Origin of the sequence: Brevibacterium sp. LS14 (genome assembly GCF_012027885.1) — a bacterium.
Lineage (GTDB): Bacteria > Actinomycetota > Actinomycetes > Actinomycetales > Brevibacteriaceae > Brevibacterium > Brevibacterium casei.
Map to the genome: position 1 here is coordinate 266,218 of NZ_SJXG01000047.1, position 13,917 is coordinate 280,134.

Genomic DNA, 13,917 nt, shown 5'->3' on the forward strand with positions numbered 1-13,917 from the left:
GCGGACAGCCCTCAGGCGAGCCGGCGCGGACCCATCCGCCCGGCGATCCGGGCCGCGAGGAGACCGGCGACGGTGAAGGACAGCGTCGCTGCCAGCACGAGGAGCTGCGGGACGACCCAGCCGTGGGTGACCGTGGCGAGCCAGCCCGCGAACGGCGGGGCCAGGGTCGCGGCGAGGTAGCCGCCGCCCTGCACCCGCGCCGAGCCGGATGCCGTCTCCCTGTCGCTGCCGGCGGTGCGGGCGATGATCGAGAGGATCGCGGTGAACCCGCCGCCCTGGGCGATGCCGCCGGTGACCGCCCAGACGACGTACGCATCGGGGGCTGTGAGCATGCCGAGAGGCAGGGAGAGCCAGAGGGCGGCGACGATCGCCACGGGCACCCACGGCCGCGACCGCGCGGCGAGCAGGGGCACGCCGAAGGCGCCGACGATGGCCGAGACCTGGAAGAGGGAGGCGGTGCCGCCGGCGAGCGCCGGGTCGAGGCGTGCGGTGTCGGCGAGGATCGAGGGCAGCCACGTCGTCGTCGTGTAGTACGCGATCGACTGCCCGGAGAAGGTGATGACGAGGAGGACGACGATGCGCCGGAACTCCGGGGAGACCTCCCGCCACGGCCGTTTCGCCTCCGCTGGGGTCGGGGCACCCGCCTCGGCGCCGGCAGTGTCCCCGGCAGCGCCGTCGATCGGGGTGCGGCGGATCCGGGTGCGGATGAGGATCATCCAGTAACCGAGGCCGAGGAGCGCGAGGACCGCCCACAGACCGATCGCCCACCGCCAGCCGACGAGGGCCGCGAGCGGGCCGGTGCCGATGAGGGTGACCATCGAGCCGACGTTCATCATCGCCGAGTAGAGCCCGGTGACCATGCCGACCTGGTTCCACGGGACCTCGCGGCGGATGATCACGGGCACGACGATGTTGCCGAGGGTGATCGCGAGTCCGATGACGCCGGTGCCGAGCAGGATGAGCCAGGTCGGCCCGACCGAACGCAGCACCGTGCCGAGCAGCACGCCCGACAGGCACATGAGCACCGTCGTCTCCGCGCCGAGGCGGCGGATCGTCTTACTCGCCAGCGGCGTGGCGAGGGCGAAGAGGAGGACGGGCAGACCCGTGAGGAGGCCCGCCCCGGCCGCACTCAGTCCGGTGTCCGCACGGATGTCGCCGAGCACCGCGGTCGGGGCGATGATCGGGGTGCGCAGGTTGAGCGCGAGGACGACGATGCCCGCGACGATCCACGGGAGCATCGCGGGACGCAGCGTGCCCGTCACATCCTCTCGGGCACGCGGATGCCGAGGACGCTCAGTCCCGCCTCGAGGACGGAGAGCACGGTCGCGCTCAGCCGCAGGCGGGAGGCCCGCAGCTCAGGCGTCGCCGCCGTGAGCACTGGGCACTGCTCGTAGAACGTCGTGAACGCCTGCGCGAGGTCGAAGAGGTACGTCGCCATCCGGTGCGGCTGGGAGCCGGCGGCCACCTCGGCGAGGGCATCGGGGAACCCGAGGATCGCGAGCGCCAGCTCACGTTCGGACTGCTCGCCGAGGTGGATCGGGGAGTCGGCGAACGTGATGTCCTCAGCGGCAGCCCTGCGCAGGATCGAGCGGATCCGGGCGCCGGCGTACTGGAGGTAGGGCGCGGTGTTGCCGATGGGCGCGAGCATCCGGTCGAGGTCGAAGGTGTACGAGGTGTCGTGGGCGACGGAGAGGTCGGCGTACTTGACCGCGCCGATGCCGACGATGCGGGCGACCTCATTGGCCTCCTCGGGGCTGAACTCGACGTTCGACTCCTCGAGGGTGACCTTGGCGCGGGCGATCGCCTCGTCGAGGAGTTCGGCCAGACGCAGCGGCTTGCCCGAGCGGGTGCGGAGGATCTTCCCGTCGGAGCCGAGGACATTGCCGATCTTCACGTGCTCGAGGACCATGTCCTCCGGCACCCAGCCGGCGGCCCGGGCGGTCGCGAAGACCATCTCGAAGTGGAGGGCCTGCGGGGCGCCGACGACGTAGAGGACGCGGTCGGCGTGAAGGACCTGGGCGCGGCGGCGGACCGCGGCGAGGTCGGTCGTCGCATAGCCGTAGCCGCCGTCGGACTTGCGGATGATGAGCGGCAGCGGCTGCCCGTCCCGGCCGGTGTAGCCCTCGGGAAACACGCACAGCGCCCCGTCGCTCATCCGCGCCAGGCCCTGGGCCTCGAGGTCGTCGCAGACCGCTTCGAGATCGTCGTTGTACGTGCTCTCCCCGGCGAGGTCGGCATCTCGGAGGGTGACGTCGAGGAGGGAGTAGATGTGGTTGAAGTACTCCCGGGAGTAGCCGACGAGCCGATCCCAGAGTTCGAGGGTCTGGGCGTCCCCGCCCTGGAGGGCGACGACCCGGGTGCGGGCGCGGGTCGCGAAGTCCTCATCCGCGTCGAACTTCGCCCGGGCGGCCTGGTAGAAGGCGTTGGGGTCCTCGGCGATCGTCTGCGCGGTCTCCGAGTCGATGCCGACGTCGAGGAGGTGCTCGATGAGCATGCCGAAGGGGGTGCCCCAGTCGCCGATGTGGTTCTGCCGGATGACGGTGTTGCCGAGGTATTCGTGGGTGCGGGCGAGCGCATCGCCGACGACGGTGGTGCGCAGGTGCCCGACGTGCATCTCCTTCGCGACGTTCGGCGCCGAGTAGTCGATGACGATCCGCTGCGGGTCCGAAGGTGCGTCGACGGCGGTCGCGTCCTCGGCCTCGAGGACGCCTGCGAGGAACTCGGGGAGGAAGGTGAGGTTGATGAACCCGGGACCGGAGATCTCCGGGGGCTGACAGACGCCTGCGAGGTCGAGGTGCTCGACGATCTGCCCGGCGATCTCCCGCGGCTTGGCCCCGAGCTCCTTCGCCAGCGGGAGGGCGACGTTGGCCTGGAAGTCGGCGAACTGCGAGCTCCTGATGACGGGATCGCGGTCAGCGAAGTCCTCCCCGAAGGCGGCAGAGAGGGCAGCGGCGAACCGGTCGGTGAGCAGAGAGGTGAGCGTCGGCATGTCCTCATTCTATTCGCGCCGACCCGACCCGCGGCACCGGTCCGTGCACGCCGCTCATCGGCTGTAATGTGGATCACGTGACTTATCTCAGGTACCCCCACTCAAGCGGCGATCTCATCGCCTTCATCGCCGACGACGACGTCTGGCTCGTGCCGACCGAAGGCGGCCGGGCATGGCGGCTCACCGCCGATCGTGCTCCGGCCCGCAGTCCGCGATTCTCCCCGGACGGCTCCCACGTCGCCTACGTCTCCCACCGCGACGGTCATCCCGAGCTCATGGTCGCCGAGGTGGCCACCGGTGCCCTGCGCCGGCTCACCTGGCTCGGCGGGACCGCGACGACGATGCTCGGTTGGGAGGACGATTCCCACATCCTCATCGGTTCGAACGCGGGCGAAGCCGAGGTCCGCGACCATGTCGTCAAGCGCGTGGGCCTGGGTGGTGAGGTCGAGCGCCTCACGTGGGGTCGCGCATCCGGGTTCGCCCGTCACCACTCGGGTGCCACGGCGCTCTCGACGCCGTACAGTCGTCCCCCGGCCCATTGGAAGCGCTACCGCGGAGGCACCGCGCCGAGGCTGTGGCTCGATCGGGCCGGCGACGCCGACGGTGCGGGGACGCAGTGGCAGCGGCTGCTGCGCGACGAGGCCGCGCCGCTGAGCGATCCGCTGTGGGTCGGCGACTCACTCGTCTTCACCTCCGACCGGGCCGCGACGTTCCCCGACGATGCCGACGAGCAGGCGAACCTGTGGATCTGGGACGGACTGGCCACGGCTGCCGGCGACCGCCTCGGCGAGCCCCGGCAGCTCACCCACCAGACGGAGGCCGACGGGTACGTCCGCGATGCGACGAGCGACGGCAGAAGGATCGTGTGGCACTCCCGCGGCGAGATCAAGGTCCTCGACTCCCTCGACGGGCAGGTCCGCACCCTCGACGTCACCCTCCCGGGCACGCAGGTGCAGCCGCGCTCGCTCGCCGCCGATTCCGGGGTCGGTGCCATCGCCCCTGACCACGGCGGCAATGCCTCGGCGATCGAATGGCGGGGGAAGGCGTTCTGGCTCGCCCACCGGGAGGGTCCGGCCAGGGCCCTGGCGGCCGAGTCGGCCGTGCGGGTGCGTGAACCCGTCGTCCTCGGGACCACGGGCGCGGTCGCCTATGTCACCGACGTCGACGGAGAGGACGCGATCGAGGTGCGGGAGACCGAAGGGTCGAAACCGCCTCGGCGGATCGGGGCCGGGGCTCTCGGACGCGTCCTCCACATGTCCGCCGATCCCGCGGGACGGATCCTCGCGACGATCTCCCACGACGGGACGGTCCGCCTCGTCGAGGTCGCCGGCGGCGGCAGCCGTGTCGTCGGCCATTCCGGCTTCGGAGAGGCGACGAGTCCGCGCTTCTCCCCCGACGGGAGGTACCTCGTCTGGGCGCAGCCGACGCAGGGCGAGGGGGATCTCAACCGGCTGATGATCACCGAGGTGCGCTCGGATGAGGAGGGCAGGCCGCTGACGACGGGACGGTTCAACGACTTCTCCCCCGCGTTCACGCGCGATGGGAAGTACGTCGCCTTCCTCTCCGACCGGACCTTCGATCCCGCGTACAACCAGCATTCCTTCGACCTCTCCTTCAACGGGGTGACCCGGCCGTGGCTGCTGCCGCTCTCGGCCACCGACCCCGCACCCTTCGGGCCGAGCACCGCCGGATGGGCGATCAGCGAGCTCACCGAGGAGAGCGAGAAGGGCCAGAAGAAGTCCGGAAAGGACACCGTGAGCACGGTCGAGCCCGACCTCGACGGCGCCGAGGAGCGGATCGTCCCGTTCCCCGTCTCCTCCGGAGTCTTCCGGGACCTCGAGGCCGCCGACGGCGGGGTGCTGTGGATGCGCAAGGGCGATGCCGAGGACGGCGAGCTCGGCGACCGGTACGCGGGTGTCACGGGGGACAAGCCGCGCGAGCAGGTCCAGTACTTCGACTTCGCCAAGCGCAAGCTCGTCACCGTCGTCGACAAGGCCGACGACTATCGGGTGAGCGGCGACGGAAAGCTCATCGTCGTCACCGACGGCGACGACGTCACCGTGCGCCCCGCGAACCGGAAGGTCGAGGCCGATGACGACGAGTCCGTGACCGTCGACCTCTCTCGGCTGCGCTTCGAGCTCGACCAGCGGGCCGAGTGGCTGCAGATGTTCGAGGAGAACGCCCGGATCATGCGCGACCACTACTGGCGGGCCGACATGAACGGCGTCGACTGGCAGGGGGTGACCCTGCGATGGCGCCAGGTCGCGGCGAAGGCGCTCACCCACGACGACCTCGTCGACATCCTCTGGGAGACCGTGGGCGAGCTCAACACCTCCCATGCCTACGTCACCCCGGCCGAGCCGCTCGGCGATGAGTCGAAACGGCTCGGCTTCCTCGGCGCGGATCTCGCCCGCACCGACAAGGGCTGGGAGATCGTCCGCATCCTCCCCGGTGAGACGAGTGAGCCGGCGGCGAGGTCGCCGCTGCGTCAGGCCGGTGTCGGGGCCCAGCCCGGGGACGTCATCGTCGCCGTGGGCGGGCAGAGCGTCGATGAGGACCTCGGTCCCGCGCCGCTGCTCGTGGGGGCAGCCGACCAGATCGTCGAGCTCACGCTGCGCACCGGGCGCAGGGAGCGCACGGTCGCGGTCGTGCCGGTGAAGTCCGAGGAGAAGCTGCGCTATCAGGACTGGGTGCGCTCGAGGCGCGAGTACGTCAGGGAGGCGACGGGCGGCAGGCTCGGCTACGTCCACATCCCCGACATGATGGCCGGCGGCTGGGCCCAGCTGCACCGCGACATCCGGCAGGCGATGGCCGCCGACGGCGTCATCGCCGACGTCCGGTTCAACCGGGGCGGGCACACGAGCGCGCTCGTCGCCGAGCGCCTCGCCGACCGCGTCATCGCATGGAGCGCCACCCGGTCGTACGACGAGATGGTCCCGGATCCGGAGAACACGCGCCGCGGACCGGTCGCCTTCCTCGCCAACGAGTTCTCCGGCTCCGACGGGGACATCATCAATGCCCGGGTCCAGGCGAAGGGCATCGGACCGGTCATCGGGGTCCGCACGTGGGGCGGTGTCGTCGGCATCGACGGACGCTATGACCTCGTCGACGGGACGAAGGTCACCCAGCCGCGGTATGCGTTCTGGCTCGAGGGCAAGGAGTGGGAGGTGGAGAACCACGGCGTCGACCCAGACATCGAGGTCGAGCACGATCCCTCGCAGCTCTTCGCCGAGGCCGATCCGCAGCTCGACCGGGCCATCGCCGAGGTGCTCGCCCGCCTCGAGGAGACCCCCGCGGTCACTGCACCCGAGATGCCCGAACCCCGTGTCCGCAACCGCCGCCGAGGTGGTGCTGGGGAGTAGCGGCTGGCTCAGGTGGGGCCGGGGATCGGGTTTCCCCGGCCTCAGCCTTGCGCGTCGACCGGGGCGAGCGCCCAGAGGCCGAAGGCGAGGAGGACGAAACCGGGGATGACCCCGGCGAGCACCGGGATGAAGGCGGGTGCCGGGATGAAGAACGCGATGAACCCGGCGATCCCGCAGAGGGTGACGACCCCGGCGAGGAGATGGAAGCGGCGGAGTCCGAACACGTGGCCGAGGGCGAAGAAGTGGGTCCCGACGACGACCGAGACCCACGCGACGCCGAGCTCCGGGTACCCGAGCCCTGCGAGCAGCTTCGTCCCGCCGAAGAGCGCGAGGGCTTCGACGGCGACGATGATCCAGAAGCTCGTGCCGAACGCCTTCGCGGTTCCGGCCTGCGGGGATCCCCGCCTGCGACCATAGCTGCGGAAGGCGAGGAAGAGGATCGCTGCGAAGGCGAGGATCCCGACGACGAGGACCATGATCCGACCGAGCGTCGAGAAGCCTGAGCTGTTGACGACGAGGAAGACGAGGCCGAACGCCCCGCCGATGAGCGCACCGATCTCCGCGCCGCGCGCCGGTTGGGGACGGACGGTGTCCGCGGGTGGGGGCGAGGCTGGAGGGTCGGTCGGCGGGACGTCGGGGATCTGCGTCATCGTCAGCTCCGTTCGAAGCGGTAGAGGAGGTAGAGGTACCCGTCGTCGGTGGCGAACACCTCGGCGAGGTCGAGGGGGACCGGGGGATCGAGGGCCGGACCGTGGACGATGCGGGTGCCCTGACCGCCGACGATCTCGGGCGAACGGGTGAGGCAGAGCTCGTCGGCGCAGCCGGCGCGGACGAGTTCGGCGAAGACGCTCGGTCCGCCCTCGCAGACGATGCGTTCGAAGCCCCGCTCCCGCAGTGCGACGAGCGCGAGCGTGAGGTCGACGGTGTCGGCTCCGGCGACGATCACCTCGGCGACCTCTGCGGCCTTCGCCCGCGCCTCGGCGGGGGAGGACTCGCTCGTGATGACGATCGTTCGCGCCCATTCCGGGGCGTCGGCGAAGAGCGGGGAGGAGAAGTCGAGGGCGAGGCTGTCGGTGACGACGGCGATGGGCGCGGTCGGGCTCCGGCCCTCCCTGAGCCCGCGCCAGCGGGAGTCGTCCTCGGCCGGACCGTACTCCTCGGTGCGGGCGGTGCCTGCTCCGACGAGGATGACGTCGGCAAGCGCACGGTTGAGCGCGAAGACCGCACGGTCGACGTCGTTGCCGAGCCCGCCGGCGCGCCCGGCGACGGTCGCGGCGCCGTCGACCGAGGCGACGAAGACCGCGCGGACCCACGACTGCGCGTCGGCGGGTGACCGGGCGTCGGCGGGGAACGCGAAGGCCTCGGGCAGGCTGAGGTCCGCGGTTCCGCCGTCAGTCGCTCCGGGGAGGAGCCGGCGGACGGTGGGGATCTCGGTCATCGCCGATCACGCTCCTTGCCGCTGGATCCGAGGATCTGAGCCTCAGCCCTGTGTGCCCTGTCCGACTGAGTCCTGTGTGCCGTGAGCGTTCGAGTCCTGTGGGGTCGAACTCTGTGTGCCCACGTTCTCCGGACTCGACCCCTGTGCGCTCGAGCTCTGCGTGGTCGCGCCCTGCGAGTTCGAACCGAGCACCGAGGTCGGATCGTCGAGGAAGTCCTGCGTCGGGACGAAGAACAGGCCGCCGGTCAGGGCTGTCGAGAAGTCGAGGATCCGGTCGTGGGTGGCGTCGCCGTGGCCCAAGAACATGTGTTCGAGCATCGTCTCCGTGACCTCGGGGTCGGCGGCGTAGCCGATGAAGTACGTGCCGAAGTCCCCGGATTCGACGGAGCCGAAGACCATGTTGTCGCGCACGATCTTGCGTTCCCTGCCATCGGGCCCGGTGATCGTGTTGAGGACGATGTGCGAGTCGGGGGCCTTGTCCTTGTCGGGGAACTCCATGTCGGAGAGCTTGTGGCGACCGAACGCCGCCTGCTGATCCTCGACGGTGATCGAGTTCCACTTCGGGAGGTCGTGGATGTACTTCTGGACGATGACGTAGCTGCTTCCGGCGAAGTCGGGGTCCTCGTCGCCGACGAAGACGGAGTCGACGGCGAGCTGGTCCTCGGGGTTCGCGGTGCCGTCGACGAAGCCGAGGATGTCGCGCTGGTCGAAGTAGCGGAAGGCGTGGACCTCGTCGACGACGTCGACGGACTCGGAGATCTGGTTGATGAGCTGCCGGGCGAGCTCGAAGCTCATGTCGGTGCGCTGGGAGCGGATGTGGAAGAGAAGGTCACCGGGCGTCGAGGGTGCGACGTGGGTGCCGCCGCGCAGCTCTTTGAATGGGTGGAGCTTGGCCGGTCGCTTCTCGGGGTAGAGACGATCCCAGAGATCGGCGCCGATGCCGGTGACACACGAGAGGTTCGCGGCCTTCGCGCGGAAGCCGACGGCGCGGATGACCCCGCCGATCCCGCCGAGGAACTCCCGGATGGCGTCCTCGGCACCCGGTTTGACGGTGACGACGACGAAGACGGCCGACGGTGCCGGCGGTTCGAGGACGTGCTGGGGGCTGACTGCGCTCGGGGGTGATGCGTACTGGAAAGTCACTGATCCGTCTCCTGTTCCGCGGCCCACGGAGGAGTGTGAGCCGAACGACAATCGTCCTTGGTCGGTCAGTATACGCGGAGAACACGGCTTCGACATTGACACCGGCTGAAGTCATCCGCGCGCAGTTGATCTGCGCACCGACGATCGCCGACGACGGCATCGTCGCAGGTGGACGCCGGTCCGGTGTGGGGGCGCTCTCGTCTCCGGCCCAGTGGTGGATGGATCTCGTGGCCGGTGGCTAGACTGACCGGCACCAGCGTTGACGAACCTGCACCGATGACGGCGGACCTGTACCGACGACGAACCGGCACCGACGACGACGAATCTGCCAGTCCCAGAAACCCTGGCAGACTCAGAAACCCCGGCAGACCCAGAAACCGACGAGAGCGAGGAGCGCCATGACCGAGACGAGCGCGATCCGGGTCAAGCGGATCTACGAGGATCCGAGTCCCGACGACGGCGCACGCGTCCTCGTCGATCGTCTGTGGCCGCGCGGGGTGAGCAAGGAGCGCGCCGACCTCACCGAGTGGCTCAAGGACGTCGCCCCCTCGACCGACCTGCGGAAGTGGTACGGCCACGATCCCGCGAAGTTCGACGAGTTCTCCCGCCGCTACCGTGATGAACTCGACGACGACGAACACGCCGAGGCGTTCGCGACCCTGCGCGACTTCGCACGGAAGGGCACGCTCACCCTGCTCACCGCCTCGAAGGACGTCGAGATCAGCGAGGCCGCCGTCCTCGAGCACGTCCTCACCGGCGGCTAGTCCCGGTCCGTCGCCTACGCTGTGACCATGGACCTGACGTGGGAGCAGATCGTCGTCGATGCCGCTGATCCGCACGCTCTCGGCCGGTGGTGGGCCGAGGCGCTCGGCTGGGTCGTCGTCGATGAGAGCAAGGACGAGATCGAGATCAGGGAGAGCCCCGATCGCCTGCCCGGCCTGCTATTCGGGCGCGACACGAACGCGAAGTCCGTGAAGAATCGCCTCCACCCGGACTTCCGTCCCGCCGATCAGGCCGCCGAGGTGGCCCGCCTCCTCGACCTCGGAGCGCGCCGGGTCGATGTCGGGCAGTCCGGGGACGAACCGTGGGTCGTCCTCGCCGATCCCGAGGGCAACGAGTTCTGCGTCCTCTCCTCACGGAGCTGACAAGGGCGCGCACGACGCGCACACGGGCGCCGCAGAACACGACGACTCAGAACACGGGCGCCTCAGAACACAAAGCCCCAGACCAGGACGGCGATGAGGACGATGAGGACGACGAGCGTCCACACGCTGCCGAAGTTGACCGTCCACCCGATGCCGACGCGCTTGGGGACGAGGAATCCGGGATCGCGCGGACAGAAATAGAGGAGTCCGAACTTCCAGTTCGCATCATCGTCTCGCAGCTGCTGCTTCTCCGCCTCGCTGAGCGAACTCATCGTCGAATCTCCTCCTCGTGTCTCGGCCTGCTTCGTAGGAGCCATCCCTGGTCTGGCCACGGTCCCGGACCTCTGTCCTCGACCGTTCCATCTCGGTGTCGCCCCGACCTGGGCCCGCTCTGTCCCGGACCGGCCCGGTCTGTCCCGGACCGGCCCGGTCTGTCCCGGACCGGCCCGGTCTGTCCCGGACCGGCCCGGTCGTGTGGACCCGTTGTCAGGCCCTCTTCGCCGTCGACGACGCCTGCGGTCAGGCTACGCCCCATACCCCTGTGACGAAAACTCACTGAAATTTTATTGGACACATCTGTCCAATATGCCTTAGGGTCGAAGCATGGGCAGGAAGAAGACCTTCGACGAACAGGCGGTGATCGACGCCGCGATCGCCGTGTTCAGCGAGCACGGGTACACGGGAACCGATGTCGGTCTCGTGTGCGAGCGGGCGAACATCGGCCGCTCGAGCTTCTACAACACCTTTGACAGCCTCGACGCGGTCTTCCTCCGGGCCCTGCGGGACTACACGGCGACCGGCATCCCGGCGCGCGAGCACCTGCTCACCAGCGACCGGCCCGCTCCCGCGCTCCTCTTCGAGCGCCTCGGCGGGGAGCTGGCGCAACAGTGCGCGGACGAGAAGCGGATCGGCTGCCTGTCGGCGAACACGGCCGCCGAGCTCGGACGCGAGGTCGACGCCGTCTGCACGATCCTCGATCCCGACCGGGCCGCGTGGCTCGAGACCTACCGGACCCTCATCGCCCGCGGCCAGGCGGAAGGTCACCTGCGCTCGGAGCTCGACCCGAAGTCGACGGGCGAACTCGTCCAGAGCGTCCTCGCGGGACTCCGGGTCTCCGCCCGCGTCATGCCCGCCGAAGATGTCGACGCCCAGGCCCGCACCTTCGTCGCCGCTCTGTGCACCCCGGCCGGCGCCGAAACGTTCTGAGGCTCCGAGCCCACCACGCACGGCACCAACACCACACACGCTTCCGCAGCCACCGCGCACGCTTTCGCCACCGTCCGCACGACAACCACCCACACGAGACAACCCACACGCGACACCACCCAGACGAGGGGACCTGAGCTCATGACGTCATCGACCACCGGCACGACCACCTCGGCGACCGACGATTCATCCACCCGACCCCGAGTCCCGGCCCAGGTCTACCTGCTCGCCGCCGCGATCTTCTGCCTCGGCACCTCGGAGTTCATGATCGCCGGCCTGCTCGAGCCGATCAGCGCCGACCTCGGCATCTCGATCCCCCAAGCCGGCCTCCTCATCACGGGATTCGCCGTCGGCATGATCGTCGGGGCACCGGCGATGGCTCTGCTGACCCTGCGACTGCCCAGGCGGGCGACGATGATCATCACGATCGTCGCGTTCTCCGCCCTCCACATCCTCGGCGCGCTGGCCCCGAACTATCCGATCCTCATGCTCAGCCGCGTCCTCTCCGCCATCGCGTGTGGCGGATTCTGGGCGGTCGCCGCCGTCCACACGACCCGCATCGCCCCAGTTCAGGTCCGCGGTCGAGCCCTCGCGAGCCTCGTCGGCGGCCTCACCGTCGCCAACCTCGTCGGCGTGCCCATGGGGGCGTGGATCGGTGCGCAGTTCGGATGGCGGGCCACCTTCTGGGCGATCGCGATCGTCACCGCTGCTGCCGCCGTCCTCATCGCCGTGATGACCCGGCAGAGTGCGGATCGGGACTCCGCCGCCGAGGCGGCCGACCGTTCCGCAGTCCACCTCCCGACCCTGGTGCGGGCCGAACTCGCGGCGTTCCGGGGACCGCGGATCTGGCTCGCGCTGTCCACGACGGCACTCTTCCAGGCGTCCGTGTTCGCGGCGTTCTCCTACTTCTCCCCGCTGCTCACGCAGATCGCCGGCATCCCGCACGACTTCGTCCCGGGCGTGCTCGCCGCCTTCGGCATCGGTGCCTTCATCGGGGTCGTCGTCGGTGGACGGCTGGCCGACCGCACCGTCTTCGGCAATATCGTCGGCAGCCTCACAGCGCTCGCGCTCAGTCTGCTGGCCCTGTGGCTCGTCGCCGGGGTCGGGTGGGCCGCGATCGTCGTCATCGTCCTCATCGGAGCGAGCGGCTTCTCGATCGCCGGTGCCCTCAACGCCCGAGTGTTCCAGATCGCGACCGAGGCGCCGACCCTGGCCGCGAGCGTGAATACCTCCGCGTTCAATGTCGGCAACGCCCTCGGTCCTGCCGCCGGGGCTGCGGTCATCGCGCTCGGGTGGGGCTTCCGCGCCCCGGTCGTCGTCGCGATCCTCCTTGCTCTGGCCGCCCTCGGCGTCGCCGCCGTGGCCATCCGCGGGGAGCGGGCATGGCGGCAGCGTCAGATCGCCGAGGTGGGGGCCGAGACCGCGCCGAACCCGACGGACGGTGACCCCGACCGAAACACCTCCTCCTGCGGGGCGGCCGGCAAGGCCGAGTGACCACGGTCCGGGCGGTGCACGTGCCGGTTAATGCTCAGAATGTGTGTACAGGATCGGCCTCTTGCCCACTAGGCAGAAGGGCAAGTCCGGGTTGAACATGCTCGGTAGAAGTTGAACATGCTCGGTTGAACGGCAGCGCCTTGCCGAGTACGTGCTCCTGGTTGCACGAGGGCGACCTCGTCGCTGAGGCGGTGGGAGGTGCGCGCAATGCGCTCCGAAGTCAGGACTGCCCGATGTCAGGAGTGTCCCCAAGCCAGCACTGCCCCCGAACCTGTGCTGCCCTCGCATCTGTGCTGCCCGCGAACCTGTACTGACGGTCGATACCGCCGACCGGCACCGATTGCGGCGGACGACAGCGGATATCGGCCCATGTCCGAATCTCGTGTCAGTGCCGTCTGCCACCATATAAACACAACAACACACAGACCACTATCAACGACCAGGAGACCACCCACACACCCCCTCACACCCACAACCACAACCGCCATTCCCATTCCGTACGACCCGATTCCCCTCCACCGTTGCACCGCTCTTCCCCGACAACGACGTCAGAGACAGGTGACACACCATGCGCGACACCACCGCTGATCTCAGCGGACCCGACGACCCCGGCACGGGCACCCCCGGCCCGGTCGCTTCGTCGCGCTACACCCTGCACCTGGGATCGAACCTCACCGACCTCGCCACCGCCTCCACCACCGTCGACCTCGCCCACCTCACCGTCTTCGAACTCACCGCCGGCCACATCCTCGCCGAGATCATCCACGACCATGACCACCCCACCCCCACCGACGGGTCCCCTTACCGGTTCGCCACCATCGCCGAAACCCTCAACCGACACAACGGACAACCGGACTCCAGCCACGTCGCAAACGATGCCCCTACCCGACCTGAATCAGCCGACGCCACATCGAACACTGCCCCTTCCGCACCCGCAGATTCCGGTCACGTCCCCGTCCCCGCTGACGAATCAGGATCACCCCGGCTTTCAGCACCGGCAGACTCGACGATCGAACACCCCACAATCCAGGACCTGCCCGACTTCCCCGGATACACCCCGGACACGACCTTCTCAGCGTGGGTCCATGACCACGTGGCCACCGAGCACCTCGGGGCGATCTCCACGATCCTCGGCACCAC

The 13,917-nt window shown here is 69.4% G+C and carries 12 protein-coding genes and 1 pseudogene; 7 read left to right on the forward strand and 6 right to left on the reverse strand.

The window, feature by feature from the left end:
• Positions 1 to 11: 11 nt before the first annotated feature.
• Both EZE58_RS09250 and argS read right to left on the reverse strand, forming a co-directional pair.
• Complete coding sequence (locus tag EZE58_RS09250; RefSeq protein WP_338067250.1) at positions 12 to 1,262, reverse strand: MFS transporter; 1,251 nt, start codon at positions 1,260 to 1,262, stop codon at positions 12 to 14.
• The gene (gene argS / locus EZE58_RS09255; protein ID WP_009379847.1) at positions 1,259 to 2,989 is read right to left on the reverse strand and encodes an arginine--tRNA ligase; all 1,731 of its coding nucleotides are present in this window, start codon (positions 2,987 to 2,989) and stop codon (positions 1,259 to 1,261) included. Before argS ends, EZE58_RS09250 begins: the two co-directional genes overlap by 4 nt.
• Positions 2,990 to 3,066: 77 nt before the next feature.
• Here argS and EZE58_RS17695 point away from each other — a divergent pair, with 77 nt between their 5' ends.
• Positions 3,067 to 6,351 (forward strand): S41 family peptidase, encoded by a 3,285-nt coding sequence (locus tag EZE58_RS17695; RefSeq protein WP_167560322.1) that lies wholly within the window; start codon positions 3,067 to 3,069, stop codon positions 6,349 to 6,351.
• A gap of 41 nt (positions 6,352 to 6,392) precedes the next feature.
• Here the strand turns inward: EZE58_RS17695 and EZE58_RS09265 are convergent, their stop codons facing one another.
• From EZE58_RS09265 to EZE58_RS09275, 3 genes are read right to left on the reverse strand one after another with little or no spacing between them, the layout of a single operon-like run.
• On the reverse strand, positions 6,393 to 7,001 hold the full coding sequence (locus tag EZE58_RS09265; RefSeq protein ID WP_119297096.1) for a hypothetical protein: 609 nt from the start codon (positions 6,999 to 7,001) through the stop codon (positions 6,393 to 6,395).
• Between the two features lie 2 nt (positions 7,002 to 7,003).
• Complete coding sequence (locus EZE58_RS09270; protein ID WP_167560324.1) at positions 7,004 to 7,789, reverse strand: pyrimidine reductase family protein; 786 nt, start codon at positions 7,787 to 7,789, stop codon at positions 7,004 to 7,006.
• A gap of 42 nt (positions 7,790 to 7,831) precedes the next feature.
• On the reverse strand, positions 7,832 to 8,932 hold the full coding sequence (locus EZE58_RS09275) for a Dyp-type peroxidase (RefSeq protein WP_167560326.1): 1,101 nt from the start codon (positions 8,930 to 8,932) through the stop codon (positions 7,832 to 7,834).
• A 35-nt stretch (positions 8,933 to 8,967) separates the two neighbouring features.
• Here EZE58_RS09275 and EZE58_RS09280 point away from each other — a divergent pair, with 35 nt between their 5' ends.
• The 3 genes from EZE58_RS09280 (at position 8,968) to EZE58_RS09290 (ending at position 10,077) form a co-directional block, all read left to right on the forward strand.
• The gene (locus EZE58_RS09280) at positions 8,968 to 9,174 is read left to right on the forward strand and encodes a hypothetical protein (protein ID WP_167560328.1); all 207 of its coding nucleotides are present in this window, start codon (positions 8,968 to 8,970) and stop codon (positions 9,172 to 9,174) included.
• 156 nt (positions 9,175 to 9,330) lie between these two features.
• Complete coding sequence (locus EZE58_RS09285; protein WP_167560330.1) at positions 9,331 to 9,696, forward strand: DUF488 domain-containing protein; 366 nt, start codon at positions 9,331 to 9,333, stop codon at positions 9,694 to 9,696.
• 27 nt (positions 9,697 to 9,723) lie between these two features.
• Entirely contained in the window at positions 9,724 to 10,077 is a 354-nt protein-coding gene (locus EZE58_RS09290; RefSeq protein ID WP_167560332.1) for a VOC family protein, read from the forward strand.
• Between the two features lie 62 nt (positions 10,078 to 10,139).
• Here EZE58_RS09290 and EZE58_RS09295 read toward each other — a convergent pair whose 3' ends face one another.
• A complete protein-coding gene (locus EZE58_RS09295) occupies positions 10,140 to 10,349 on the reverse strand; it encodes a DUF5808 domain-containing protein (protein ID WP_167560334.1) in 210 nt (69 codons plus the stop codon).
• 331 nt (positions 10,350 to 10,680) lie between these two features.
• Here EZE58_RS09295 and EZE58_RS09300 point away from each other — a divergent pair, with 331 nt between their 5' ends.
• The 3 genes and pseudogenes from EZE58_RS09300 to EZE58_RS09310 form a co-directional block, all read left to right on the forward strand.
• Positions 10,681 to 11,283 carry a TetR/AcrR family transcriptional regulator gene (locus tag EZE58_RS09300; RefSeq protein WP_063248792.1) on the forward strand — a complete coding sequence of 201 codons (603 nt, stop codon included), beginning with the start codon at positions 10,681 to 10,683 and terminating at the stop codon, positions 11,281 to 11,283.
• Between the two features lie 141 nt (positions 11,284 to 11,424).
• Positions 11,425 to 12,777 (forward strand): Cmx/CmrA family chloramphenicol efflux MFS transporter, encoded by a 1,353-nt coding sequence (locus EZE58_RS09305; RefSeq protein ID WP_167560336.1) that lies wholly within the window; start codon positions 11,425 to 11,427, stop codon positions 12,775 to 12,777.
• A gap of 568 nt (positions 12,778 to 13,345) precedes the next feature.
• Positions 13,346 to 13,917, forward strand: a pseudogene (locus EZE58_RS09310) (hypothetical protein); the annotation flags it as partial.

Bases quoted from the DNA above. Each gene is read 5' to 3' on its own strand.
- EZE58_RS09285 (WP_167560330.1), top strand. From the start codon at position 9,331: ATGACCGAGACGAGCGCGATCCGGGTCAAGCGGATCTACGAGGATCCG.
- EZE58_RS09300 (WP_063248792.1), top strand. From the start codon at position 10,681: ATGGGCAGGAAGAAGACCTTCGACGAACAGGCGGTGATCGACGCCGCG.
- EZE58_RS09295 (WP_167560334.1), bottom strand. From the start codon at position 10,349: ATGAGTTCGCTCAGCGAGGCGGAGAAGCAGCAGCTGCGAGACGATGAT.
- argS (WP_009379847.1), bottom strand. From the start codon at position 2,989: ATGCCGACGCTCACCTCTCTGCTCACCGACCGGTTCGCCGCTGCCCTC.
- EZE58_RS09305 (WP_167560336.1), top strand. From the start codon at position 11,425: ATGACGTCATCGACCACCGGCACGACCACCTCGGCGACCGACGATTCA.
- EZE58_RS09270 (WP_167560324.1), bottom strand. From the start codon at position 7,789: ATGACCGAGATCCCCACCGTCCGCCGGCTCCTCCCCGGAGCGACTGAC.
- EZE58_RS09290 (WP_167560332.1), top strand. From the start codon at position 9,724: ATGGACCTGACGTGGGAGCAGATCGTCGTCGATGCCGCTGATCCGCAC.
- EZE58_RS09265 (WP_119297096.1), bottom strand. From the start codon at position 7,001: ATGACGCAGATCCCCGACGTCCCGCCGACCGACCCTCCAGCCTCGCCC.